Below are 24,367 nucleotides of genomic sequence, written 5' to 3' on the forward strand. Positions count from 1 at the left end.
TCGCGGACATCTGGGGGACAGCACCTTGTCGTGGGGCACAAGTCGAGACAACGTCTGACTGACGTGAACGGGAGGAACGATGGCGGGTAGGTACGCGCCAAAGACGGTCCTGGCGCACCTGATCCAGCGCCGGAACCAGACCTACTCCGAGATCGTCGCCGAGTTCGTCGAGCTGGGTGGAACCATCACCGAGCGGCACCTGCGTCGCCTCGCATCGGGCGAGCGTGCGGGGACCACTCCTCAGACCCGGCGCACCCTGCAACGCATGTTCGGCAAGCCGGTCGAGGAACTCCTCTCGCCGTACGTCGCCGAGCAGGCCGCCCAGGTGGTGCCGGCACCTGCCGCGAGTGGACGGATCACGACAGGTAATGAGATGGAGGTTCTCGACATGGCTGCCAGCCGCGCGAGGGCGTTTGCCCTCGCGGCCCAGTCCGGTCTCGGAAGCGAGGCCATGGAACAGGTGTACGCCGACGTACGCCACGCCGCCCAGGCGTACCCGCAGCGTCCACTGCCGGAGATCCTCGGCCAGCTGGTCGAGACGCAGGACCTGGTGTTCGGCCTGCTGGAGAGCCGGCAGCGCCCGGAGCACCACCGTCAGCTGTACTTCCTGGCCGGCGTCACCGGCGGCCTGCTCGCCAAGGCGTCCCACGACCTCGGCAACCCGCACGCCGCGCTGACCCAGGCGCGGACCGCGTTCATGTGCGCCGACAACGCCGACCACCACGGCCTGCGCGCCTGGGTGCGCGGCCTGCAGTCCCTGGTCTCGTACTGGGCCGGCAACCCGCACGACTCGGTGCGGTACGCACAGCTCGGCGCGGGCTACGCCGAGCAGGCCAACAGCACCACCAGCGTCTGGCTGCCGGTCAGCGAGGCCCGCGCCTGGGCCGCGCTCGGCAACCCGGAGGCCACCCGGGCCGCGCTGGAGCGCGCCGAGGAGGCGTGGAACTCGGTCCACAACGACGACCTCGACGACATGGGCGGCCTGTGCACCTTCGGCCGCAACCGCCAGCTGTACTACGCCGCCGACGCGCTCGCGCAGCTGCCGGGTGAGGTCGAGCAGGCCCAGCGGTACTCGAGCCAGGCCGTCGACGCCTACACCGACCAGAGCCACCCGGAGTGGGCCTTCGGCGACGCCGCCGGCAGCCACGCGGCGATGGCGATCACCCGGATCGCGAGCGGCGAGCTGGACGGCGCGGCGGACGCGCTGGCCCCGGTGCTGACGCTGCCGACCGAGCGCCGGATCAACGGCGTCGTGCACTCGGCCCGCCGGGTCCACCAGGCGCTGCGGCAGTCCGGCCGCGCCGACGACGCCCGGGAGCTCCAGGAGGAGATCGAGACCTTCACCCGGACCCCGATGCAGACCTACCCCCGATAGCCGGATGGATCCGCTCACCGGCCGACTGACCGTACTGCGCGAATTCCGGACAACCGACCTCGACGACTATCTGTCCATCGCCGGTGACGACCGGGTCACCACCTGGATGGCCTTCGACAGCTACGACCGGGCGAAGGCCGAGCAGAACCTGGCCGGCATCGTCGAGCGCTCCGCCCAGGACAACCGTCCCGACTACATGCTCGCCGTGACCCGACCGGACGACGATCGCGTGATCGGGTTCGCCCGGGTCGCGCCGAGCGGGGCCTGGACGGCGAAGCTGGGCTACGCGATCGGCGCCGACCACTGGGGCCGCGGGTACGCCACGGACGCGGCCCGGGTGCTCCTGCGGTTCGCCTTCGGCCCGCTCGGACGGCACCGCGTCACCGCCGCGATCGGCCCCGAGAACGAGGCCTCGATCGCGGTCGTCAAACGCCTCGGCTTCACCTACGAGGGTCACCTGCGGGACCACGTCTTCACCAACGGCGCCTGGCGCGACTCCCTCCTGTACTCGCTGCTGCACCACGAACACACCAGCTGAGCCTGCTCAGGGCGCGGCTCGCCAGGCGGCGGGCCCGCCCTCGGCGAGGTCGGCGCCTAGCGGTGTCCGCGTGTACAGCACCCGGCGGCCTTCCCGGTGGGACGTCACGATCCCGGACGCCGCCAGCACCGACAGGTGGTCGCTGACCGTGCCGGGAGACACTCCTATCCGGCGCGCCAGCCACGTCGTGGTCCTCGGCAGCTCAGGGCCTGCAGGATCGCCGCGCGCGACCGTCCGAGCAGGGCCGAGAGCGCGTCCTGCTCGGACGCGGCGCCTCGCGGCTCCCACACCAGGGCCGATCCACGCGCCGCGCGCGGACCAGGGCACCCTGCTCGAGATCAGCGGCTGAGCAACACTGGGGGTATGGCCGCCACCACCATCACCACGCCGTTGCGCGACAGCCTTGCCCGGATGATCCTGACGAAGGTGGCCGGTCCGGACCCGCAGACCGAGCGGAACCGGGTGCACGGGACGCCCGGGCCGCGGTGGTTCGCGCCGGATGCGCCGATCCGCCGGGTGCACGGGGACGCGTCGATGTTCGCCGGTGGCCTGCGGGCGCTGCTGCTGCAGTCGCTGCACCCGCTCGCGATGGCGGCGGTGGCCGCGCACTCCGGGTACCGGGGTGACCCGTGGGGGCGTCTGCGGCGCACCAGCTACTTCCTGGCGATCACGACGTACGGCTCGATCCCGGACGCGGAAGAGGCGATCGCCCACGTCAAGGGCGTGCACGAGCGCGTCCGCGGGACCAGTCCGGACGGGGTGAAGTACCGGGCGTCGGACCCGCACCTGCTCAAGTGGGTGCATCTGGCCGAGGTGGACAGCTTCCTCGCCGCTCACCAGCGGTACGGCGCGCGGCCGCTCACCGCCGAGGAGCAGGACCAGTACGTCGAGGACGCGGCGCTCGTGGCCCGCAAGCTCGGCGTCATCGACCCGCCGACCACAGTGGTCGAACTGCAACAGCTCCTGAAGGAGTACCAGCCCGAGCTGCGCGGTACGACGGAAGCCCGCCAGGCCGCCCGCTTCATGCTGGTGCACCCGCCGGTGCCGTGGGCGGTCCGACCCGCGTACGGCGTACTGACGGCTGCCGCGGTCGGTCTGCTGCCGTGGTGGACCAGGCTGCCGCTGCGTCTCCCGTACCTCCCACTGGCCGAGCAGACCGTCGTCCGGGCCGCCGGCGACGGCCTCACCAGGACCATCCGGTGGGCGCTGACCTCGCCAACACTGGCAGAAACCGGCGCGGAGGCATGACGCGCCGGTAAGTTGTCCTCGTGCCGCTCCGTCCACATCGTCCACTCCCGATGGCCACCCCAGCGGGAGTCGAGGTGCTGACCAAGATCCTGACCCAGGGACCGATCCCGCGGGTGGAGATCGCGCGCCGGACCGGGCTGTCCCAGGCGGCCGTGACGAAGGCGGTCGCGCCGCTGATGGAGACCGGGTTCGTCACCGACCAGGCCGCGCCGGCGGACGGGGACAGCCAGCTCGGGATCGGGCGGCCGGTGAGCCCGCTGACCGTCGTCCCGAGCAGCGTCTCGGTGATCGGCGTCAAGGTGACGCCGACGAGCCTGATCGGCGTCACCACGGACTTCACCGCCGGCATCCTGAACGTGCGGCACGACCCGCTGGACGACACCGATCCGGAGGCGGTGATCGAGCAGCTCGCCGAGCACGTGAAGGCGCTGATCGCCGCGCTCAAGTCCGGTACGGCGGCGGCCGGGCCGCTGGCCGGCATCGGGATCGCGGTGTCGGGTGACGTCGACGCGGCGCACGGCGTGGTCCGGGACTCACCGCTGATGGGCTGGCGGGGCGTGCCTGTCGCGGAGCTGCTCGGCAAGCGGGTCCGGCTGCCGATCGTGGTGTCGAACGACGTCCGCGCGCTGACCGTGGCCGAGCACTGGTTCGGGGTCGGCGTGAACGCGGACTCGTTCGCGGTGGTGACGATCGGCTCCGGCATCGGCTGCGGCCTCTACATCAACGGCGAGGTGGTCTCCGGCGCGTACGGCGTGTCCGGCGAGCTGGGCCACCTACCACTCGCGCCGGGCGACCTGGTGTGCACCTGCGGGCGGCGCGGTTGCGTGGAGACCGTGGCGTCGTCGGACGCGATCCTGGCGCGCACGCGGGAGACGACCGGGCGGGCCGACCTGGACCTGGCCGGCGCGATCGAGCTGGCGCACGAGGGCAACAAGCACGCGCGCGAGGCGTTCGACCGGGCCGGCGAGGTGATCGGTGCGGCGCTGGCCGCGATGGTGAACCTGGTCGGTCCGGAGCTGGTGATGATCGCCGGCGAGGGCGTGGCGGAGTACGACCTGTACGAGGAGCGGATGCGGCGCGCCTTCGCGGAGCACGCGTTCGGCGCGGCCGGGGACTGCCGGCTGATGCTTCGCTCACACACCTTCGACGACTGGGCCCGCGGCGCGGCCGCGACCGTGCTCCGCTCGTACGTCCGTGGCGAACCGCCACTGCAACGCTGAGCGGAGCACCGACGCGAGGTCAGCTGCGGGCCGCGGCCAGGATCTTGCGCCAGACCTTCTTGTAGGACTCCAGGCCGTCCGCCGCCAACGGGCCGGTCGGACCCGCGGTGATCGAGACGCGCTCGGGGATGGTGCCCCAGACCGGGATGCTCTCCTGTGCGTACTGCTGCATGGCTTCTTGGTACGAGCGCGTGTACGTCCGCGCCGAGCAGATCACCAGACCGGCCGGCACGTCGTCCGGCACCAGCTCCAGCACCGCCTTGACGCGTGGGGTCTCGACGCCGCCGACGCGCGTCGGGATGATCACGATCCGGGCCCGTTCGAGGGCCTTGTTCAGCAGCCGCTCGTGGGACGGCGGCATGTCCACGATGCCGATGCCCTCCGGCGGGACCTTGTCCAGCGCCTTGTTCAGCAGGCGCTCGGTCGGCGCCTCCGCGATCTCGATCCGGTTCAGTTGGCCGTCCTCGGACTCCGCGATCCAGTCCGCGGCGCTGCCCTGCGGATCGGCGTCGATCAGAGTGGATGTGCGACGGTTGGAAGATGCCAGCGCGGCCAAGTACACCGACGTGGTTGTCTTACCGACCCCGCCCTTCAGTGCAGCTGTCACGATGATCATGAGAGTGAACTTACCCGGTTTTGTCCGATTTCCGGCGTGTCATCGGCGTTGCCCGCCCACATCGTGATAGTTGCCGCTGGCCCGTGTGTACAAGCTCAAGCCGACTTCAGCCTGAATCCTTTCGCCCGGCGGGTGCCTCTTACTCCCGATATCGCCCCCCGATGAAGGAGCACCCCATGACCTGGATCATCGTCGCCGCCGCCGTCGCGGTCCTGCTGCTCGGCACCTGCAGTGTCGTCGTCCTGCGCCGGCGGACCCGTGGCTGACCTCGACGAACACCTGATCCGCGCCGCCCAGCACGGCGACGTCGACGCCCTCACCACACTTGTCGCCGACTCGCACCCGACCGTACGGCGGTTCGCCCGGACGCTGTGCGCCACGCCGGAGGACGCCGAGGACGCGGCACAGGAGGCGCTGATCATCCTGTACCGCAAGATCGGCATGCTCCGCGCCACCAGCGCACTCACGTCGTGGATGTTCCGGATCATCCGCAACGAGTGCCTGCGCCGGGCCCGCGCCGTCCTGCGCGATCAGCCGCTGGCCCCGGACACCGCGCCGTCCGCGGAGGACGAGGCGCTGCGCCAGTTGGAGGCGCAGGCAGTGGCCGCGGCCATCGCACGACTGCCTGCCGACCAGCGCAGCGTCCTGATCCTCCGCGACGTCCAGGGCTACAGCGGCCCGATGGTCGCCAAGGCCCTGGGCCTCACCGTCCCCGCCATGAAGTCCCGCCTGCACCGCGCCCGCAGCACCGTGCGCGAATCCCTCGGAGCCCTGTCATGACCTTCGCCAGCACCTCACTGTCCCGCCACCTGTTCCGCGGTGCCATCGGCTTCGCCAGCCTCGTCGCCGCGTTCGCTCTGATCCCGACCGTCGGTCCGTGGAGCCTCCTGCTGCTGGCCGCGACCTTGCTGGCCTTCCGCGGCTGCCCGACCTGCTGGGTGATCGGCCTGATCGAGACGGTCTCTCGCGGAAGACTCCAGCGCGATTGCGTGGACGGTCAGTGCACGCTGACTAGCCGGCCTTCTTGACCAGTTCGACCAGCGCGCTCAGGCCGTCGGCACCGTACCCGGCAGCATCGGCGCGGGCGAACAACGCGGCGACGGCACCCGGGACGGTCACGTCGAGACCTGCCTCGGTGAACGCCTGGACGGCGTGCTCGGCGCCGACGGCCTGCATGTGGAGGTTGTTCTCGGCGCCCGGGTGCTCTCCGGACTCCAGCTCCGCGGTCAGGATGCGGAGGAAGCCCATCGGCCCGTCCTCGGTCAGGTCGGCCAGCATCGTCGCGGCGTACGGGCGGAGCCGTTCGGCGCTGCCGACCAGGCTCGCCGAGTAGAAGTAGCTGATCAACGTGGTCCAGAAGATGTTCAGCATGGCTTGGTAGTAGAGCATCGCCAGTCCGGGATCGGTACCCATGTGGTCGACGCGGCCCAGCACCGCCAGCGTCTCGCGGTGCGCCGCCACCGCGTCGCCAGGCCCTGCATAGAAGGCGTACGAGCCCGGCTGGCCGATGCCCGGCGGCGGCACCATGATGCCGCCGGCGACCAGCGTCGCTCCGCGTTCGTCGGCCCACTCGGCCGCCGCACGCAGCCGCGCCGGGCTGTCCGAACTCAGGTTGACCAGCACCCGGCCGGTCAGATCCGCGTCCGCCAGCGAGTCGAACATCGCCTGGTAGTCGACCTGGCTGATCACCACCAGCCTGCTCGCGGCCACCGCCTCGGCCGCGGTCGTCGCCTCGACCGCACCGAGCCCCGCGCCCTTGCCGGGCGTCCGGTTCCAGACGGTGGTCGGATGCCCGGCCGCGACGAACGTCCTGGCCATCGTGGACCCCATCGCGCCGAGCCCGATCACTGTCACTGCTTCTCGTGAACTCATGCACCCGATGCTCGAAGAACGCGCTACGGGTTTACTACGGGTATGTACTTCGGGGTGCTCGGTCCGCTGATCGTGCGGACGGACACCGGCGAACCGGTCGCCGTCCCCGACCGGAAGGTCCGGACGCTGCTCCTCGACCTGCTGGCGAGCCAGGGCCGTCCAGTGAGCGCGGACCGGTTGATCGACGACCTGTGGGGTTCCCGCCCACCGCGCAACGCGACCGGCACCCTGCAGGCCCGTGTTTCGCAGCTGCGCACCGCACTGGATCGCGCCGAGCCAGGTGCCCGCGGCCTGGTCCGGCACAGCCCGGCCGGCTACGCCCTGACCGCGGACGTTGTCGACAGCAACATCTTCGAGCAGCACGTCCGGACCGGCCGGCTGAGGGAGGCGCTGGAGCTCTGGCGCGGTCAGCCGTACGCCGAGGCGCTCGACCACGAGTTCGCCCGAGCCGAGCGCGATCGGCTGGAGGCCCTGTACCTGAGTGCGATCGAGGACCTGTCTGCCCGCGGCGAGGACGTTCTGCAGGAGACAACCACACTGGTGCGGCAGCGTCCGCTCGACGAGAGGCTGCATGCTGTCCACCTCCGGTCGCTCTACCGGGCGGGACGTCAGCACGACGCGCTCCGTGCGTACGCCGACCTGCGCACCGCGCTGGCGGAGGAGCTGGGTGTGGACCCCGGGCCGGAGCTGGCCGAGCTGCACCAGGCGATCTTGCGCCACGACCCGTCGCTGCGCCGCCGGACCGCGCTTCCGGCGCCGCTCAACGACCTCGTCGGCCGGGACGAGACTCTGGCCGAAGCACACCGGCAGTTGACCACCAACCGCGTGCTGACGCTGGTCGGCCCTGGCGGGGTAGGAAAGACCCGGCTGGCGCTTGAGCTCGGGCGCAGCATGGCCGATGCCCTGCTCATTGAGCTCGCTCCGCTGCAGCAGGACGACGTACTGGACGCCCTGGCCGCCGCATTGGACCTGCGCGACGAGTCGACCGACCTGCTCCCGCGGCTGCTCGACTCACTCAGCGGCCGGCAACTGCTGCTCATCCTCGACAACTGCGAGCACCTGGACCTGGCAGACCTGGTACGGCGTTTGCTGGCCGCAGCGCCAGGCCTACGCGTACTCGCGACCAGCCGTGAGCCGCTCGGACTCACCGGCGAGCACGTGCTCGACGTACCGCCGCTGACCACCGAGGCCGCAGCCGAGCTGTTCAGGGCCCGTGCGGGCGTCACCGGCGACGTGTCGGCGATCTGCGACCGCCTCGACGGCATCCCGCTCGCACTGGAGCTCGCCGCGACCCGCGTACGCGCGCTAGGTGTGCAGGGTCTGGCGGATCGCCTCGACGACCGCTTCCGGCTGCTGTCCGGCGGCAAGGGCGGACCGGAGCGCCAGCGCACCCTGCGCGCGACGATCGACTGGAGCTGGGACCTGCTGGACGACGATGAACGGCGGATGCTCCAGAGGCTTGCTGTCCAGGCCGGCACCTTCTCGCTGGAGGCGGCCGTCGAGGTCAGCCAGCTACCCGAGCACCTCCTGCTGGCTCTGGTCGACAAGTCGCTCGTGGTCGCCAGTGGCGGCCGGTACCGCCTGCTCGAGTCGATCGCGGCGTACAGCCTGGAGCGACTGGTCGAGGCCGGCGAGGAGGCCGCCACCCGCCGGAGGCATGCGGACTACTACCTGGCGCTCGCGCAGCAGGCCGAGCTGCGCGGTCCCGCTCAGCGCGAGTGGCTGCAGCGACTCGACCTGGAGGCAGCGAACTTCCGCGCCGTCCCACCGTCGCTGGAACTGGCCACCGCGCTCGCCTGGTACTGGTATTTGCGCGGCCGCCACGGCGAAGCACGCCGGTCCCTCGCGGCAGCCCTCGCGCTGCCCGGGCAGGACCCGGCGCTGCGCGCGCAGGCCACGGTCTGGCTCGTCGGCATGGCCGCGACCGATGCCGAGGGCACCGATGTCGCGAGAGCCGGCGACGACGCCCTGCGCGCCGTCGGCGACGACCCGCACGCGCTCTGGTTCCTGACCATGACCCGGTGGGCGTACGGCGACGCGGCCGTCCTGTTCGACCGGATCGACCGCGCGATCGAGGCGTTCACCGACCGCGGCGACCGGTGGGGCCTCGCCGCGGCGCTGAGCACCCGGGCGCAGCTGAGCATCGTGCACGCGGACCTGGCCGCGATGCGCCGCGACAGCCTGCGGAGCCTGCAGCTGTTCGACGCGCTCGACGACGACTGGGGCCGGCTGCAAGCGACGTACACGCTGATCGTGGCCGCCGAGATCAGCGGCGACTACCCGACCGCCACGGCGTACCTGGAGGACGCGATCCGGCAGGCCGAGGATCTCGGGCTGTGGACGGAGGTCTCGTTCCGGACCGCCGGCCTGGGCCGGATCGCGCTGCTGACCGGCGACTACGCGCGGGCGGACGAACTGCACGAGCAGGCCCGGCGGCTGGCGGTCGACCAGTCGAACAGGTCGGCCGAGGAGTACGCCGAGGTGGGCCTCGGACTGACCGCCCGGCGCCAGGGCCGCCTCGACGACGCCGAGCGGCACTTCACGAAATGGCTGACCTGGCTGACCCAGGTCGGCGGCACTCCGGGCATCGCCTTCATCAGCAACCAGCTCGGCTTCGTCGCCGAACAACGCGGCGACCACGCGACGGCCCGGACCCTGCACGAACGCGGCCTCCGCCTCGCCCGCGAGATCGGCGACCACCGCGCGATCGCCCTCGCCCTCGAAGGCCTCGCGGGCGCGACCGAAGACCCCGGCCACGCCCTCGAGCTCCTCACCGAAGCAGCAGCGCTCCGTCAGCAGGCCGGCGTACCGCTGCCGCCGGCCGAACGCTTCGACGTGGACCGGATCGAAGAAAAGGTGAGGGAAGGAAGAGAAAGTCAGAGTAGTGGCCGGCTTCGGCGACCGCTTGGATGATTGTCACCGGACCGGCGAACCCAGCCAGGCACCCAACTCCCCATCTATCTTCTGCCTTTCCTTTCTTTTTCTTTCTGTTCTTTGAGCTTTTGAACTACTTGCCGAGCCAGGCGTCGACTTTCTGCCGATTCGCGGTGACCCACTTCTCGGCGGCCTGGTCGGGTGTGAGCTTGTCGACGGCGATCATCCGGGCGACGGCGTTCTGGTCCTCGTTGGTCCACTGGAACTTCTTGACCAGGTCGTAGGCCGGGCTGCCGGAGTCGGCGAACTTCTTCGAGACGATCTTGTCCAGGTCGTACGGCGGGTAGTCGCAGGCCACCTTCGCGGGGTCCGCGTCGCAGCCGGCCGTGTACGCGGGCAGGTTGACCTTGACCAGCTTGATCTCGTTGAAGAACCACTGCGGCTCGTAGAAGTACGCGAGCAGCGGCCGCTTGTTCTTCTCCGCGTCCCGGAACGCCTGGATCAGCGCGGTCTCGGAGCCGCTCTGCACGACCTTGTAGTTCAGCGACAGGTTCTTCACCAGCGCCTCGTCGTTCGTCACGTACGACGGGTCGCCGTCGAGCAGCTGCCCCTTGCCGCCGGACTCCGACGTCTTGAACAGGGCGGCGTACTTGTTCAGGTTCTTCGAGTCCGTGATGTCCGGGTACTTCTCGGCCATCCACGGCGGCACGTACCAGCCGATCACGCCCTTGACGCCGGTGGAGCCGGCCTCGACCGCGACCTTGTCGGTCTCGATGTACTTCTTCTTCAGGTCCTCGTGACCCCAGTTCTCCAGGTTCACGTCGACCTCACCGGTCGAGAAGCCCTGCCAGGCGATCTCCTCCTTGAGGTTCTTCTTCTGCACCTTGCAGCCGAGGTCCTTGGTCGCGACGTACGCCACCACGGCAGCGTTCGCCTCGTACCCGACCCAGGGGCTGACGGTGAGGTTGAACGAACCGCACTCCTTCCCGCCGGCCGGCTGCTCCTGGGCGCCGACCTTCTGCCCACCGCATCCCGCGACCGCCAGCGCGACCGCCGTCAGCACACCGGCGTACCGGAGTCTGTTCACCGCTTGTCTCCTCTACTTTGGAAATCCTGCGTACGGCGTGCGGCGGCCTGCGTGATGCGGTCGAGCATCACGCCCAGCAGCACGATCGCCAGACCGGCGGCCAGCCCCTTGCCGTACAACTCGCTCTGCGCGAACCCGGCGGCCACGTCGTACCCGAGCGCACCCGCGCCGACCAGTCCGCCGACGACCACCATCGACAGCACGTAGATCAGCCCCTGGTTGACCGCGAGCGTGATCGCCCGCCGCGCCACCGGCAGCTGCACCTTGCTGATCACCTGCCAGCCGCTCGACCCGACCGAGTTCGCCGCCTCCACGGTCGCGACCGGCACCGCCTTGATGCCGTCCGCAACGATCTTCGTGGTGACCGGTACGGCGAACACCACCGCCGCCGCGATCGCGGTGAACCGGCTGGTGCCGAACAACGCCAGGAACGGCACCAGGTACACGAACGGCGGCATGGTCTGCCCCGCGTCCAGCACCGGCCGGATCCAGGCGTCCACCCGCCGGTTCCGCCCGGCCCACACGCCGAGCGCGAGACCGACGGCGACCACCACGACCGTGGCCAGCAGCGTCGACGCCAGCGTGACCATGCTGTCGTGCCACACCCCGGTGGCGACCAGCAGCACGCAGCACACCGCGGCCGGGACCGCACCACGCCAGCCTCCGAGCAAGGCGCCCAGCGCGACGAGGACCGCGCTCACGAGCCACCACGGCGATCCGGTCAGCAGGCCTTCGAGCGGGTTGAGCAGCGCCACGGTCACCACGTCCCGCACGCCGTACGTGAACCCGCCGAAGACGTCCTGGACCCACGTGGTCACGTCCGACGCGACCACGGCGATCCGCGAGCCGATGTTCACGTCCGACGGGAACTCGGCCGCCCACACGTAGGTCCGCGAGAACCAGACCGCCACGAGCACACCGACGGCCCCGGCGCCGAGCAGCACCTTGCGGCGCACACTCGCCGTACGCCACGGCCGGTCGCCCGCCGCCGTCGTCACCCGGTCGAGCACGATCGCGATCACCACGATCGCCAGCCCCGCGTTGAACGCGACGCCGACGTCCAGCGTCTGCAGCGCCTTCAGCACGGTCTGGCCGAGGCCCGGTGCGTCGATCAGCGCGGCCACGGTCACCATCGAGAGCGCGGCCATGATGGTCTGGTTGATGCCGACGACAACGGTCGACCGCGACATCGGCAGCAGCACCTTCAGCAGCGTCTGCCCGCGGGTCGAGCCGAGTGAGCGCGCGGCCTCGACGCTCTCCGGCGGCACCGAGCGGATCGCGTGCGCGGTCAGCCGGACCGCCGGCGGGGCGGCGTAGATCAGCGTGGCGATCGTCGCCGCGGCCGGTCCGATCGCGAAGAACAACGTCAGCGGCGCGAGGTACACGAACGTCGGCAGCGTCTGCATCAGGTCGAGCACCAGCGTCGCGACCCGGAACGCCCGGTCCGACAGCCCCGCCCAGATCCCGAGCGGGATCGCGACCAGCAGCGACAGCAGCACGGCCGCGATCGTCAGCGCGAGCGTGTCCATACTCTCCTGCCACAGCCCCTGCAGCCCGACGAAGGCGAGCCCGGCCGCGGTCAGGACGGCGACCTTCCAGTTGCCGAAGGCCCACGCGCAGTACGCCGAGATCGCGACCACACCGAGCCACCCGATCACCGGGACCGGGCGGTCGAACGACGGCTGCGAGATGACGTTCTGGAGCAGGACGACGAACTGGTCGACGACGACCCGGATCGCGTCGAAGAACGCGTTGCCCTGTCCGACGTCGTCGCGGTGATCGGTCAGCCAGCGGTGCAGCGGGGTCGTCTCCTGGCCGCCGAGCACGAGCGTGTCGATGCCCCGCAGGACGAAGTACGCCGCGACCCAGACGACGAGTAGGACTCCGACGACGACGCTGCGCCGAGGCCGCCGGACCTCGACCTCCACGTCGCTCGTGACGACGGCCATCAGGCGAGGTTGTCTCTTGGCGGCGCGACGACGGCGAGGATCTCCTCGTCACGGATCACGCCGAGCAGCGTGCCGCCGTCGACGACCTTCACCGGGCGGTCGGACTCGAGCACCAGCCGGGTCGCCTCGCGGACCAGGACATCGGGTGCGAGCTCCGGGCCGTCGAGCGGCTCGCCCGGGCGCGGGTCGCGGACGATCCAGCGCAGCGTCAGGACGTCGGCCCGCGGTACGTCGCGGACGAACTCGCGCACGTAGTCGTCGGCCGGCGCGCCGACCAGCTCGTCGCCGGTGCCGAGCTGCACCGCGGCGCCGTCGCGCATCAGCAGGATCCGGTCGCCCAGCTTGAGCGCCTCGGACAGGTCGTGGGTGATGAACACCATCGTCTTGCCGACCTCGCGGTGCAGCCGGACCACCTCGGTCTGCATCTCGCGCCGGATCAGCGGGTCGAGCGCGGAGAACGGCTCGTCGAAGAGCAGCACGTCGGGATCGTTCGCGAGCGCCCGCGCCAGTCCGACGCGCTGCTGCATCCCGCCGGACAGCTGCTCGGGGTACAGCTGCTCGTTGCCGGCCAGGCCGACCAGGTCGATGACCTCCTGGGCGCGGCGGCGCCGGTCGGGCCTGCTCTCGCCGCGGATCTCCAGGCCGTACGAGACGTTGTCGATCACCTTGCGGTGCGGCAGCAGTCCGAAGTGCTGGAAAACCATCGAGAACTTGCTCCGGCGCAGGGCGCGCAGCCGCTTCTCGTCGGCCGCGCGCAGGTCCTCACCCTCGAAGGTCAGCCGCCCGGCCGTCGGCTCGATCAGCCGGGTCAGGCACCGCACCAGCGTCGACTTGCCCGAGCCGGACAGCCCCATCACCGCGAACACCTCGCCGGGCGCCACGTCGAAGCTCAGGTCGCGGACGGCCGCCGTACAGCCGGTCTTCGCGTACAGCTCCGGACGATCGAGCGCGGCGAGGTCCGGCCGGTGCGGGACGCGCTGCGCCTTCGGGCCGAAGACTTTCCACAGGCCCTGAACGGACAGCAGCGCGCCGGAATCCTGAACGTCGGGGTACTCGAGCTGAGCGGTCACAGGTAGGTCCTGTCTGGTAATCCAGCGCCGTAGCGAGGAGGTACTCGGTGCGGTGCATCGGCGTGCGGGGGCGAAGGTCTCGATGCGGCGCATCGTGGCCTTTGCCTCCGTGCGGCGAGGTGCCGTGCCGAGTGCCCCGCAGTAGGCGCTGGATTACCAGACAGGACCTCGACCCTCGCATCCCCGCCGGCAGACACAACGTGAACCGGGACTCTACCCAACCACGAGGCCCCCGACTCCTGTCAGGGTTAGGGCTGGTACGGCGGGGCCTCGCCCCAGCCCCAGTGCGGGACGGGGGCCTGCGGCGGCGGGGTCGCGCCGGGCTGGGAGTTCGCGAGGGCGATCCGGGTGCCCCACTCGACATACGCGACGAAGGCCGAGCGGAACTCCGGGTCGTCCGGAAGGCCGGCCGGGTCGGCGCTGCGGGCGATCAGCGCGGCCCACCGCGACCGCTGCTCCTCGGTCAGCCCGAGGTTGAGGTGATGCGACAACATCGCCGGATACCCACCGAGCTCGTCGGTGTACCGGCTGTGGCCGCGGAACACCTCGCCCAGCCAGATCGCCACGTGCTCGCGGTGGTGCTCGCTCATGTGCGCGAAGACCGGTGCCAGGATCGGATCCTCGAGCACCTGGTCGTAGAACACCTCGGTCAGCCGGCGCAGCGCCTCGTGCCCGCCGGCCCACTCGTACAACGTCGGGGTAGTCACGTAATTATGTAATCACACCAAGAGGGCAGCCGTGACCGCCGCGAGCTCGTCCTCGATCCGGGTGTCACCGTCCTCGGTGAACCACAAGATGTTCTGCAGGATCCGCCCGGCGGTCCAGCCGAGGGCGCGGTCCCGGTCGATGCCGGTCACCTCGAGCATCAGGTCGAACCGATGGCGGATCGCCTGCGCGAGGTCTCCGGTCGCCACCAGGTCGTCCCACCGGTTCCACACCGCGGGCATGAGCTCGAATCCGGGGTCGCCGGCCAGCGGCTTCGGGTCGATCGCCAGCCACGGCTGCCGCTTCGCCGCGAGCACGTTGTAGTAGTGCAGGTCCCAGTGCAGCAGGCGGTCGCCGGGCTCCGGCAGCAGCTCGGTCACCTGCGCCACGAGGCGCCACGTCAAGGCCCGCTCGGCAGGATCGGCGAGGAGCGGAATCAACCGCGGCGCGTCCGCGAGCATGCCGGCCGCGACGTCCGCCAGCCGACGGATCCCCGGCGGCGCCGGCACGGCGCTCAGCCGCACCAGCAGCTCCGCGAGGATGCGGGTCGCCTCGACGGCGTCCGGCAGGTCGTCGAGGCTGCGACCTTCGAGCCGTTCCAGCAGCAGCGTCGATGTCTCGGGGTCGTCCTCGAGGACCTCGACCACGTCGTCGTGGTGCCAGGTCCGCAGCGCGAGCGCCTCGCTCTCGGACTCCTCGTCGACGCGCTGCAGCTTGAGCATCGCCGCGGTCCCGTCCCGCCGGACGACCGGGAGGATCAGCGACGCCTCGCCGCTCAACGGGTCGCCGGAGATCGTCAGCTGCCACTCGTCGACGTACCGCTCGACCGCCCCGGGCAGACCGTTCAGCCAGTCGGCGGCCTTCAGGCTGTGGTTCCGGACGAGCTTCGCGGGAATCTCGATCACCCTCGGCAGAGTAGGTGCTGCGGCAGACATGTGCTTGGGTTTTCCCGTGGAGAGCAGGCATCGGCGGGTGCAGCGGTTGGTGGCGGCGATTTATCTGGGGATTCCGGCGCTGCTGCTGGTGGTGGTCGCGCTGATCGCGGCGACCGGGCCGGCGGCCGCATGGATCGGGTGCGTCGTGCCGGTGGCGATGCTGGTGGTCGGGTTCGTCCTGCGCCGGCGGCACCGATACACGCCGCGGTGGTGGCTGGCCGTCGCCGGGTTGTTCGGCGGGCTGGCCGGGCTGACCGTGACGCTGTTCCCGTTGGCGGTCGGGGTCTGGTGGCCGGCGATCCTCGCCCTGCCCGGGCTGATCCTCGGCATCGTCGGCGGGCTGGCGCTCGCGCGCGCCGCCGACCGCGCGCTGCTGGTCCCGTTCGTCCCCGAGCTCGCCGGCACGCCGTACGAGCTGGTCTTCCGGCTCCGCGGCATCCCGCTCGCCGCCGTTCTGGTCGGCGCGGACACGGTGACCGTGCAGTCGCATCCCGTCCCGCGGTCCGAGCAGCAGTTCCGCACCTACCCGCTGAGCGCGATCACCGGGACGCACGAGTTCTCGCTGTCGGGTGCGGAGCGCCTCCGGTTCCCGATCGCGATCACGCACGCCGTCGCCAGCGAGGGCCCGGCCGTGATCCTGCAGGCGAACGGCGAGGACTGGGTGCTCCCGACCAACCAGGCCGGCACCTTGATCGACGTCCTGGCCGAGCGCCGCGGCACCTGATCCGGACCCTGCGGTTCCGTAGGATGAGGTGGATCCGAGCGGAGCAGAAAGGGGCTGGGCCGTGGCCGAGCAGCTGAACGTCGAGGAGCGCTGGCCCGAACTGTTCGCCCCGCTCGACGAGGACCAACGTCGCGCTGTCCTGCAGTCGCTGGCCAACGCGTGGCACGAAGGCTGGGAGCCGAACCGCGAGGACGTCGAGAACCTCACCGACCGCGCCCGCGGCACCATCGACCAGGACGAGTACCTGCGCCGCGCGCACGCGGCGGCCCGCCGGCGCGCGACGGGCCAGGGCTGAGGCGGCCGCGCGTGGCAACAGACCCGTATGTCTACCCACCGCCCCACCAAGAGACACTGCGGAACAAGTTCGGCGAGCTCGACAAAGACACGCTGAAAGGCCTGGAGTACGCGGCGGCGGCCGAGCGTCAGCGACAGCTGGAGTCCGGCGAGGCCGACATCCCGCGGACCTACGACGGCCGGCACGTGGAGGCGATCCACGCGCACCTGTTCCAGGACGTCTACGAGTGGGCCGGCCGGCGCCGGACCGTCGAGCTGGCCAAGAGCGGACCGGGCGGCTTCGCGCCCATCGGCCAGATCGACCGCTACCTGACCGATGCCGCCAAGCTGATCGAGTCCGCCGACTGGGCGTCGATGGACCTGGACCAGTTCGCGGAGAAGGCCGCCGAGGTGCACGCGTACGTGAACCAGGCCCATCCGCAGCGCGAGGGCAACGGACGGGCGGCCAAGGTGTTCATGCAGCACGTGGCCGAGCTGTCGCCGTACCAGCTCGACTTCAGCAAAGTCCCGCCGGCGGTGTGGAACCAGCGCTCGATGCTGACCGATCCGGACCTCGGCAAGTACGAGCCGGTGCCCGAGATGATGGTGCCGGTGTTCAAGGCGATCGCCGAGCCGCGCCCCGGCGGACCGACCGCGACCCTGCTCCCCGCGGAGCTGAAGGAGGCCCGGCGGGTCGCCGGGCTCGACCCGAACGAGGTGTCCACCCGGGCCACGACACCACCAGGCACCGGCGAAGCCGACCGCAAGAACCCCTCCCGGGGCCGCGGAGGAACGTCGGTCGAGCGGGACTGATCCGCCGGCTTCAGGAGGAGCGTTCCTGGCGCGCGGTTTCGGCCTTTTCGGCCTGCCAGCCGTCCTCGTTCTTGCCTAGGCGCCAGTAGCCGGACAGGGAGACCTGGTCGCGGGACAGGCCGCGCTCCTGGAAGAGGTTCTTGCGGATCCGGAACACGAAACCGGCCTCGCCGTGCACGAACACGTGCGGCGTGCCGTCCGGGAAGTCGAACGCCTCCACGGCCGCGACCAGGCCGTCGCCGCGCTCACCTCCGGCGGTCGCGCGGTGGAACCAGCGCACGTCGACGTCGCCCGGGCCGCCGAACTTCTGCTGCTCGCTCTCGTCCGCCACCTCGAGGAGAACGGTCGCGCGGGCGCCCGGCGGCAGCTGCTCGACCGCGGAGCCGATCGCCGGCAGCGCGCTCTCGTCACCCACCAGCAGGTGCCAGTCGGCCGCCGCGTCCGGTGCGTAGGCGCCGCCGGGGCCGTTGAACCACAGTACGTCGCCCGGCTGCGCCGACGCCGCCCACGGACCGGCGACACCCTCGTCGCCGTGGTGCACGAAGTCGATCGCGAACTCGCGCGTCGCCTCGTCCCAGCTCCGAACCGTGTAGGTCCGCATGGTCGGCCAGTGCTCGGCCGGGAAGGTCTCCCGCACCACGCCCATGTCCAGCGGCTCGGGATACTCGACGCCGTCCTGGCAGAACAGCAGCTTCACGTAGTGGTCGGTGAAGCCGTTGTCGGCGAAGTCGTCGGACGTGAACACGACCCGGATCATGTGCGGCGTGATCCGCTCGGTCCGGAGGACGACGGCGCGCTTGCAGACGCGGTTACGGCGGGGTGCGGGTGTGGTCACGCGACGACGGTCCTCTCGGGCGGGCAGGTTAGGTCAGCCTAACTAACCCTAACCCACCTGCCCAACAGGCGCTCAGGTCCCGCGGATGTAGAAGACCTTGCTGAAGCCGGCCGTGTAGTTGTAGCACTTCGGGAAGTAGACGCGGTACGGAATCAGGCCCTTGTACGCCGGTTGCGCGTAGAGGGTGAACTTGCCGCTGTAGGACCGGATGTTGCCCGCGGGGCTGACGGTCTTCCACTGGGTGGCGCCGTACAACCGCTGCAGGTACACCTTGCACGAGGACGGGGCCCCGGCGACGACACCGTTCACGGGGACGATCGTCCCGACCGGCGCGCTCGTCCTCGACGGCGTCGCGGACACGACTCCGGGCCGGACGACTACGAGGCCGAGCCCGCCGACCGACGCCGGATTGCCGGGCAGCAGCAGGCAGTTGACCCACTCGGCGGCGTCGGCGGCGTAAGACTTGGTCACCAGGCCGTTGGTGCCGGTCAGGTTCGTGTAGCCCGGGCCGAAGTACTCGGCGCAGATGTTGTCGGTGCCGAGGACCACGCGGACCCGGGAGCCGTACGGCTTGCCGGTCTGCGCGTCCGTGACCGCCCAGGTGATCTTGAAGCCGGAACCGAACGGCACCACCTTCGGCGACACCGACGCGGTGATCTTCGGCTGATGCGTCCCGGTGATCGCGAGCGACGGCCCGGAGTACGGCGTCGGGTCGGTCATGCTCCCGCTACCGGGGAAGAACGGGCCGGTCTGCACACCGGTGACCTTGAACGTGCCGTTCGCCGTCGACGGGACGTTCACCGGCCCGCTCCAGGTACCGTTCGCGAGGCGCGGCAGGTTGGTGGACCACAGGTACCGCTCCTGGCCGGTGCCCCCGGTCCGTTCGAGGAGCACGTTCACCGAAGTGTCGGCGTCGGGGGTGTACGTGCCCTTCACCGTCACCGTGACCGGCGCGGTGTTGAGACCGCTGACGGCGACGCTGGTCTTGTTCAGCGTGATCGAGTCGATCTTCAGGTCCGGGTCGGGTTCGGCCTGGGCCGCGGCCGGGAACAAGGCCAGCACCAGGGGTGCCGCGAGCAGGGCGGCGAGCACTCGGCTTCTCATCATCACGTCCCTCGGATGTAGAACGTCTTGCTGAACCCCGCGACGATGCTGCCGCAGGCCGGGAAGTAGACGCGGTACGGAATCTGACCCTTGTACGCCGGTTGCGCGTTGACGGTGAACCGCCCGGACTGCCGCACCGGCGCGGTGCTGACGGACCGCCACTGCGACGCGCCGTACAGCCGCTGAAGTTGCACGGAGCAACCACCCACGCGGTAGACCGAACCGTTGACCGGGACAACGGTCCCGACCGGGGCGCTGGTCTTCGAGGGCACCGCCGAGACGATCGCCGGGTGCGCCACGAACAGCCACTGGCCGACGATGTAGTACGGGTCGGCGTAGAGGTGCGCACAGTTCAGCGCGCCGCCGTCGGAGGCCGTGTACGACTTGGTGATCAGGCCGTTCGTCCCGGTCTTGTACATCGGGCTGCCGCCCTCGGCGCACGGCGTGTCGACACCGAGGCCGATCGGGATCTGCGAGCCGTACGGCTTGCCGGTCGCGGTGTTCGTGACCGCCCACGTGATCGTGTACGGCTTGTCCCACGGCACCACCTTGGGATTCACCGACGCGGTGATCTTCGGCAGGTTGGTGCCCTTCACGGTGATCGTCTGGCCGGCGTACGGCGTCGGGTCGACCGGGGTCCCCGAGCCCGGGGAGCCGTACGGGCCGGTCATCACGCCGGTGACCTTGAAGGTGCCGTTGGCGGTCGACGCCACGTTCAGCCGGCCGGTCCAGGTGCCGTTCTCGACCGTTCCGCCGCTGCGCTTCAGGTCCGCGGACACGATGCTGTCCCGCGGGCCGGTGCCGCCGGTGCGTTCGAGCACGACGTTCAGCACCACGTTGTCGTCGCCCGGCTCACCGGAGTGGTAGCCGCCCTTCACGGTGACGTTGATGGGGTAGGTGTTCAGGCCGGACACCGCGACCGACGTACGGGCGAGGGTGACCTGGGAGATGGTCAGGTATGGATCCGGGGAGGCCTGGGCGGCCGGCGCACCACCGAGCATCACTCCCGCAAGCGGTGCGGCCAGCAGCGCCGCGAGTACTCGTCTGATTCGCATGCCACTGAGAGTGACAGCGGTACAGGGTCGTTCCAAGCATTTCGGCGCAGGAGTGCGCGAACGGGCCGGGGTCTGTAGACCGGTTGCCGCGCGCTCGGGGTTCAACTCCCGGGGGCCGACTGTTAACCGGTCGGTCATGCGTCGCCCGCGTCGGCGACGGCTACGGTCCGCACGCTGGTCCAATGAGCCAGGTCTTCGGTACGGTCCGGCACCCGGCGTACTCCGTCGCGCGGACCGACCGGCTCGGCAACCCGATCTCGCTGGGTGAGGTGCTGCCGGAGAGCAAGGCGATCCTGTTCACCGGTCCGCCCGGGATGGGCAAGAGCTCGGAGCTGGACCGCGCGGAGGACCTGGCGGCCCGCCGGGGCTGGACCGCGATCCGGCTGACGGCCTCGGCGAACGTCCCGCTCGAGCACCAGCTGACCGGCGCGGTCCGGACCAACCTGGACGCGCTGCGGGCCCGGTTCCGGCGCGGCCCGGTCCGCAAGCTGAGCCGGACGGTCGGCGACCTCACCCGCAGCGGCCGCAAGACCCGGGTCGGCGTCGAGTACCGGCTCGGTGGCGGTCCGATGCCGGTCGAGCTGATCGGCAAGAGCGAGAAGGACACCACGGCGTACGACGATCTCGGCACCACGCTGAACGACTTCGCCGACGAGCTCGGCAAACTGACCGAGATCGACGGCAAGCCGATCCTGCTGCTGGTGGACAACATCGACCAGGCCTCCGAGCACGACCGGGCCGGCCTGAACGAGCTGGCGATCCACATCGAGCAACTGAACCGGCCCGTCTGGCTGGTCGCGGCCGGCGGCTCGATGTCGACCAGCGCGCTGATGAACGCGTCCCGCCGGATGTCCGGGATCGCCACCACGATCACCAACCAGTTCGACATCCGCGAGCTCGGCCCGTTGACCGACGCGCAGCTCCGGCCGGCGCTGACCGAGCCGCTGGACCGGGCCGGGATCGCTTACGACCACGCCGCGATCGACGACCTGCTGACCGCTGCCAACGGCGACCCCGGCCGGCTGCGGCGGCTCGGCCAGGCCGCGGTCGCGTACCGGGACCGGCAGCGTGGGATCACCGTCGGGTCCGCCGCCACCGCGACCGCCCAGGTCAGGGCCGACGCCGCGGTGATGTACCAGAGCGTCTGGGACCAGAAGGGCACCACGCACGCGCAGAAGGACCTGCTGGCGCGGGTCGCCGCCCAGGGCCAGGCCGGGCTGTCCATGCCGGACGAGACCGGCGCCGCCGCGCCCGGGAACTGGCAGGAGATCGACCGCGCCCGCCAGGAGCTGGTCGCCCGCGGACTGCTGCGGGAGCACGACGGACGGGTCGTGACGATCCCCGACCGCGGGTTCCGCGACTGGGTGAACGACCACCTGGGGCAGACGCCGACGACGTCCACCGCGCAGCCGATCGAGCCCGGCCGCCAGGAGGCGGCTCTCGCACCGGCTCACCCGCTCGGCGACCGGGCCCTGGTCAACCAGGTGTTCGGCAACGCCCGGGACCTCGTCCATCAGGTCGACCGCAAGGACGAGCAAGGCCGGCCGGTGTCGCTCGACCAGCGGACACCGAGAGGCACCTCGGTGCTGTTCACCGGCCCGCCCGGGATGGGGACCAGCCAGGAGTTGTCCCGGACCAAGGCGTTCGCGGACGAGCAGGGCTGGATCTCGATCCGGCTGGACGCGTCCCGCCGGGAGTCGCTGGAGGCCCGCGTCATCCGCGCCGTCCAGGGCCAGCTGCGGAACTTCGAGGGCACGTACCCGGCCGGTGAGGTGAAGGAGCTGAAGCAGCTCCTGAACAAGATGGCGATCCGGACCCGGAACTCGATGCACACCGCGCAGGTCGGGCTCGGCATCGCGCCGGGGCCGAAGATCCGCGTCGGGACCGCGTGGGAGGGCGTCAAGAAGGACTCCGTCGGTACGACGCTGAACGACGTCGCCGAGCACCTCGCGAAGATGGCACACCCCAAGCGGCAGCCGATCCTGCTGATGGTCGACAACCTGGACGCCGCGTCGAAGACCGACCTGGTCGCACTGACCGAGCTGTCGGCGCACCTGCACCGGTCCCGCAAGCCGCTGTTCCTGATCGCGGCCGGCGGCGAGGAGGCCACCAGCCGGTTGCTAGAGGCCTCGGGTGGGCACGCCGGTGTCGAGACCCAGGACGCCGCGCGGTTCGACGTCCGGCGGCTGACGCCGCTGAGCGCCGACGAGCTGCGGCCGGCGCTCACCCAGCCGCTGCAGCAGGCCGGGATCCGGTTCGACTCGGAGGCGGTGGATCACCTGGTGAGCGCCGCCAACGGCAACCCGAGCCGGCTACGGACCCTGACCAGCGCGGCCCTCGAGCTCGCCGGGCCCGACCAGGGCATCACGACCGAGGTCGCCACGACGGCGACGAGCCGGCTCAACGCCCAGTCACGGGCGCTGTACGACGCGGCTTGGTACAACTGCGCTCCGACCGAGAAGGAGCTGCTGGCGAAGACCGCGGCGCACGGCTCTCGCGGGATGCCGATCCCGTCCCGCTCCGAGGCCGCCGCGCCGGCCCGCTGGGACCTGGACAGCGCCGCGCAGAAACTCGTCTCCCGCGGACTGCTCACCCGCACCGGCCACCAGATCCGCGTCGCCGACCCGGGCTTCCAGGACTGGGTCCAGACCCGGCTCGGCGTCGCCGCCGCGCAGACCGGGATCGCGCTGCCGTCCGCGGCGCCGGCCCAACTCACCGCGGACGCGCTCAGGCCCGCCCTCGGTGCGGGCGGGCCCAAGCGCGAAGACCTGCAGGCGAACCGCTAGCTCACGGCCAGATGGACGCGATCCACTCCGGGTGGTCGATGAACGGGTTCCGGTTGTGCTGGAACTGGCTGTAGATGACCTCGTTGCGGTTCTTCTCGAACGCGTCCGGCGGGTCGGCCGCGGCCCAGGCCTTCAGCACCGACAGCTTGCCGATGTACGGCGCGGTGCCGTTGCCGACCGAGTTGTTCAGCTCGAGGTTGGCGAACCCGTCGTCGCCCTCGTACCGAACGGCCATGTAGAAGATCATCCGGGCGACGTCGCCGCGGACGGCCGCCCGCGGCGCGAACGAGTCCGAGTCCGCCGTACAGCCGGAGCACTGCGCGACCGACGTGCCGCCGTTGTCGAAGTCGAGGTTGCCGCGCGCCGAGTTCACCGTGACGTCCTCGGGGCGCAGGTGGTGGACGTCGGTGCCCGGGCCGGTCGCGGTCCCGAAGTCGCCGTGGGACTTGGCCCAGACGTGCTCGCGGTTCCAGTCGTCGGCGTCACCGCCGTTCAGGCTCTTGCTGATCGAGCGGCCGGAGTAGATCTCGATGACGTTGCTGCTGTTGTTGGGGTCCTGGTCGGTGACCTTCAGCGCGTCCCAGACCTGGTCGTAGGTGAGCTTGGTCTGACTCGAGATGATCGTGTGCAGCGCGGACTTCAGCGCGGCTCCGGTCTTGCCCTCGGCGCCGGCGTAGTAATCGCCCGGATCACCGGGATCCGACGAGCCGCCACCGCCGGTGAAGGCGGTCGCGTTCTTCAGGCCGGGATGCGAGAAGTACGCGGCGAGCGTGCCGGTGACGGTGATCTGCTTGCCGAGCAGGCTCGGGTTGCTCTGCAGCCCGTACGACGCGCGGAACTCGGCCGGGATCTGGACGTAGAGCATCGACGACGTGCTGGTCTGGGACGCCGAGTCGGCGAGGGCCAGCGCGTAGTCGTTCGGGAAGTTGCTGCGGACAACGGTGGTGGTCGCGGTCGGCTGACCGACGACGTAACCGGTGACCGAGGCAACTGATCCGTCCTGCCGGCCGATAGCCGTGCTGACGGAGATTGCGGTGGCGGCGTTCGACGGCGTGATGCCGAAGCCGAGCAGTGCTAGTACGACGGTGACGAGCAGCGCCGGGCGGAGATATCGGGACACGGCTACTCCCAGGGGCGGTTGGGGACCGGACGCGGTCAGTCTGCCCCGGATGCCGGGCCACTTAACAAACAGCAGGTGAAGAGTTGAACCGGTGGGGCGATGAACGAGTGAGTGCCGTTCACCACCCCACCTGGGTGAATGGGCCCCCATCAGGCCGTGACTGACCGC

General features: G+C 70.7%; 23 protein-coding genes. 11 read left to right on the forward strand and 12 right to left on the reverse strand.

Annotated features, from left to right (window positions below):
* Positions 1-79 precede the first annotated feature (79 nt).
* Together ABZW60_RS10630 and ABZW60_RS10635 are read left to right on the forward strand one after the other, a co-directional pair.
* Positions 80-1,375 carry an XRE family transcriptional regulator gene (locus ABZW60_RS10630; RefSeq protein WP_355475508.1) on the forward strand — a complete coding sequence of 432 codons (1,296 nt, stop codon included), beginning with the start codon at positions 80-82 and terminating at the stop codon, positions 1,373-1,375.
* Positions 1,376-1,379: 4 nt separating this feature from the next.
* The gene (locus ABZW60_RS10635; protein ID WP_355475509.1) at positions 1,380-1,913 is read left to right on the forward strand and encodes a GNAT family protein; all 534 of its coding nucleotides are present in this window, start codon (positions 1,380-1,382) and stop codon (positions 1,911-1,913) included.
* A 6-nt stretch (positions 1,914-1,919) separates the two neighbouring features.
* Here the strand turns inward: ABZW60_RS10635 and ABZW60_RS10640 are convergent, their stop codons facing one another.
* Entirely contained in the window at positions 1,920-2,381 is a 462-nt protein-coding gene (locus ABZW60_RS10640) for a helix-turn-helix domain-containing protein (protein WP_355475510.1), read from the reverse strand.
* Between ABZW60_RS10640 and ABZW60_RS10645 the strand changes: the two genes are divergently transcribed.
* Positions 2,277-3,161: an oxygenase MpaB family protein gene (locus tag ABZW60_RS10645; protein WP_355475511.1), complete on the forward strand. Its 885-nt coding sequence runs from the start codon at positions 2,277-2,279 to the stop codon at positions 3,159-3,161. The genes ABZW60_RS10640 and ABZW60_RS10645 overlap by 105 nt on opposite strands.
* Positions 3,162-3,211: 50 nt before the next feature.
* Positions 3,212-4,381: an ROK family transcriptional regulator gene (locus ABZW60_RS10650; RefSeq protein WP_355475512.1), complete on the forward strand. Its 1,170-nt coding sequence runs from the start codon at positions 3,212-3,214 to the stop codon at positions 4,379-4,381.
* 19 nt (positions 4,382-4,400) lie between these two features.
* Here the strand turns inward: ABZW60_RS10650 and ABZW60_RS10655 are convergent, their stop codons facing one another.
* The gene (locus ABZW60_RS10655) at positions 4,401-4,997 is read right to left on the reverse strand and encodes a ParA family protein (protein ID WP_355475513.1); all 597 of its coding nucleotides are present in this window, start codon (positions 4,995-4,997) and stop codon (positions 4,401-4,403) included.
* A 258-nt stretch (positions 4,998-5,255) separates the two neighbouring features.
* On the opposite strand from ABZW60_RS10655, the gene ABZW60_RS10660 reads away from it, so the two are divergent.
* On the forward strand, positions 5,256-5,777 hold the full coding sequence (locus ABZW60_RS10660) for a sigma-70 family RNA polymerase sigma factor (RefSeq protein WP_355475514.1): 522 nt from the start codon (positions 5,256-5,258) through the stop codon (positions 5,775-5,777).
* Positions 5,774-6,025 (forward strand): hypothetical protein, encoded by a 252-nt coding sequence (locus tag ABZW60_RS10665; protein ID WP_355475515.1) that lies wholly within the window; start codon positions 5,774-5,776, stop codon positions 6,023-6,025. Before ABZW60_RS10660 ends, ABZW60_RS10665 begins: the two co-directional genes overlap by 4 nt.
* Here ABZW60_RS10665 and ABZW60_RS10670 read toward each other — a convergent pair.
* Positions 6,009-6,869, reverse strand: coding sequence for an NAD(P)-binding domain-containing protein (locus ABZW60_RS10670; RefSeq protein ID WP_355475516.1), 861 nt, complete (start codon positions 6,867-6,869; stop codon positions 6,009-6,011). The two genes, ABZW60_RS10665 and ABZW60_RS10670, sit on opposite strands and share 17 nt — an antisense overlap.
* Before the next feature lie 42 nt (positions 6,870-6,911).
* Between ABZW60_RS10670 and ABZW60_RS10675 the strand changes: the two genes are divergently transcribed.
* Positions 6,912-9,782, forward strand: coding sequence for a BTAD domain-containing putative transcriptional regulator (locus ABZW60_RS10675; protein WP_355475517.1), 2,871 nt, complete (start codon positions 6,912-6,914; stop codon positions 9,780-9,782).
* 94 nt (positions 9,783-9,876) lie between these two features.
* On the opposite strand, the gene ABZW60_RS10680 is transcribed toward ABZW60_RS10675, so the two are convergent.
* From ABZW60_RS10680 to ABZW60_RS10700, 5 genes are all read right to left on the reverse strand, one after another.
* A complete protein-coding gene (locus ABZW60_RS10680) occupies positions 9,877-10,830 on the reverse strand; it encodes an ABC transporter substrate-binding protein (protein WP_355475518.1) in 954 nt (317 codons plus the stop codon).
* Positions 10,827-12,779, reverse strand: a complete 1,953-nt coding sequence (locus ABZW60_RS10685) for an ABC transporter permease subunit (protein WP_355475519.1) — start codon at positions 12,777-12,779, stop codon at positions 10,827-10,829. Before ABZW60_RS10685 ends, ABZW60_RS10680 begins: the two co-directional genes overlap by 4 nt.
* Positions 12,779-13,849: a glycine betaine/L-proline ABC transporter ATP-binding protein gene (locus ABZW60_RS10690; RefSeq protein ID WP_355475520.1), complete on the reverse strand. Its 1,071-nt coding sequence runs from the start codon at positions 13,847-13,849 to the stop codon at positions 12,779-12,781. Before ABZW60_RS10690 ends, ABZW60_RS10685 begins: the two co-directional genes overlap by 1 nt.
* Positions 13,850-14,097: 248 nt before the next feature.
* Positions 14,098-14,556, reverse strand: a complete 459-nt coding sequence (locus tag ABZW60_RS10695; protein ID WP_355475521.1) for a group II truncated hemoglobin — start codon at positions 14,554-14,556, stop codon at positions 14,098-14,100.
* Positions 14,557-14,568: 12 nt separating this feature from the next.
* Positions 14,569-15,459, reverse strand: a complete 891-nt coding sequence (locus ABZW60_RS10700) for an aminoglycoside phosphotransferase family protein (protein WP_355475522.1) — start codon at positions 15,457-15,459, stop codon at positions 14,569-14,571.
* A 46-nt stretch (positions 15,460-15,505) separates the two neighbouring features.
* On the opposite strand from ABZW60_RS10700, the gene ABZW60_RS10705 reads away from it, so the two are divergent.
* The 3 genes from ABZW60_RS10705 to ABZW60_RS10715 all read left to right on the forward strand — a co-directional run bounded on the left by ABZW60_RS10705 (position 15,506) and on the right by ABZW60_RS10715 (position 17,299).
* The gene (locus tag ABZW60_RS10705; protein ID WP_355475523.1) at positions 15,506-16,213 is read left to right on the forward strand and encodes a hypothetical protein; all 708 of its coding nucleotides are present in this window, start codon (positions 15,506-15,508) and stop codon (positions 16,211-16,213) included.
* Positions 16,214-16,274: 61 nt separating this feature from the next.
* On the forward strand, positions 16,275-16,508 hold the full coding sequence (locus ABZW60_RS10710) for a hypothetical protein (RefSeq protein WP_355475524.1): 234 nt from the start codon (positions 16,275-16,277) through the stop codon (positions 16,506-16,508).
* An 11-nt stretch (positions 16,509-16,519) separates the two neighbouring features.
* Positions 16,520-17,299: a Fic family protein gene (locus tag ABZW60_RS10715; RefSeq protein WP_355475525.1), complete on the forward strand. Its 780-nt coding sequence runs from the start codon at positions 16,520-16,522 to the stop codon at positions 17,297-17,299.
* A gap of 10 nt (positions 17,300-17,309) precedes the next feature.
* Here ABZW60_RS10715 and ABZW60_RS10720 read toward each other — a convergent pair whose 3' ends face one another.
* From ABZW60_RS10720 to ABZW60_RS10730, 3 genes are all read right to left on the reverse strand, one after another.
* The gene (locus tag ABZW60_RS10720) at positions 17,310-18,134 is read right to left on the reverse strand and encodes a siderophore-interacting protein (RefSeq protein ID WP_355475526.1); all 825 of its coding nucleotides are present in this window, start codon (positions 18,132-18,134) and stop codon (positions 17,310-17,312) included.
* Between the two features lie 72 nt (positions 18,135-18,206).
* On the reverse strand, positions 18,207-19,238 hold the full coding sequence (locus ABZW60_RS10725) for a hypothetical protein (protein WP_355475527.1): 1,032 nt from the start codon (positions 19,236-19,238) through the stop codon (positions 18,207-18,209).
* 2 nt (positions 19,239-19,240) lie between these two features.
* Positions 19,241-20,293 (reverse strand): hypothetical protein, encoded by a 1,053-nt coding sequence (locus tag ABZW60_RS10730; protein ID WP_355475528.1) that lies wholly within the window; start codon positions 20,291-20,293, stop codon positions 19,241-19,243.
* A 182-nt stretch (positions 20,294-20,475) separates the two neighbouring features.
* Here ABZW60_RS10730 and ABZW60_RS10735 point away from each other — a divergent pair, with 182 nt between their 5' ends.
* Entirely contained in the window at positions 20,476-23,079 is a 2,604-nt protein-coding gene (locus ABZW60_RS10735; protein WP_355475529.1) for a hypothetical protein, read from the forward strand.
* A gap of 1 nt (position 23,080) precedes the next feature.
* Here the strand turns inward: ABZW60_RS10735 and ABZW60_RS10740 are convergent, their stop codons facing one another.
* Positions 23,081-24,199, reverse strand: a complete 1,119-nt coding sequence (locus tag ABZW60_RS10740) for an endonuclease (RefSeq protein ID WP_355475530.1) — start codon at positions 24,197-24,199, stop codon at positions 23,081-23,083.
* Between the last annotated feature and the right edge of the window lie 168 nt (positions 24,200-24,367).

It is taken from the genome of Kribbella sp. NPDC003557 (assembly GCF_040610805.1).
Classification (GTDB): Bacteria; Actinomycetota; Actinomycetes; order Propionibacteriales; family Kribbellaceae; genus Kribbella.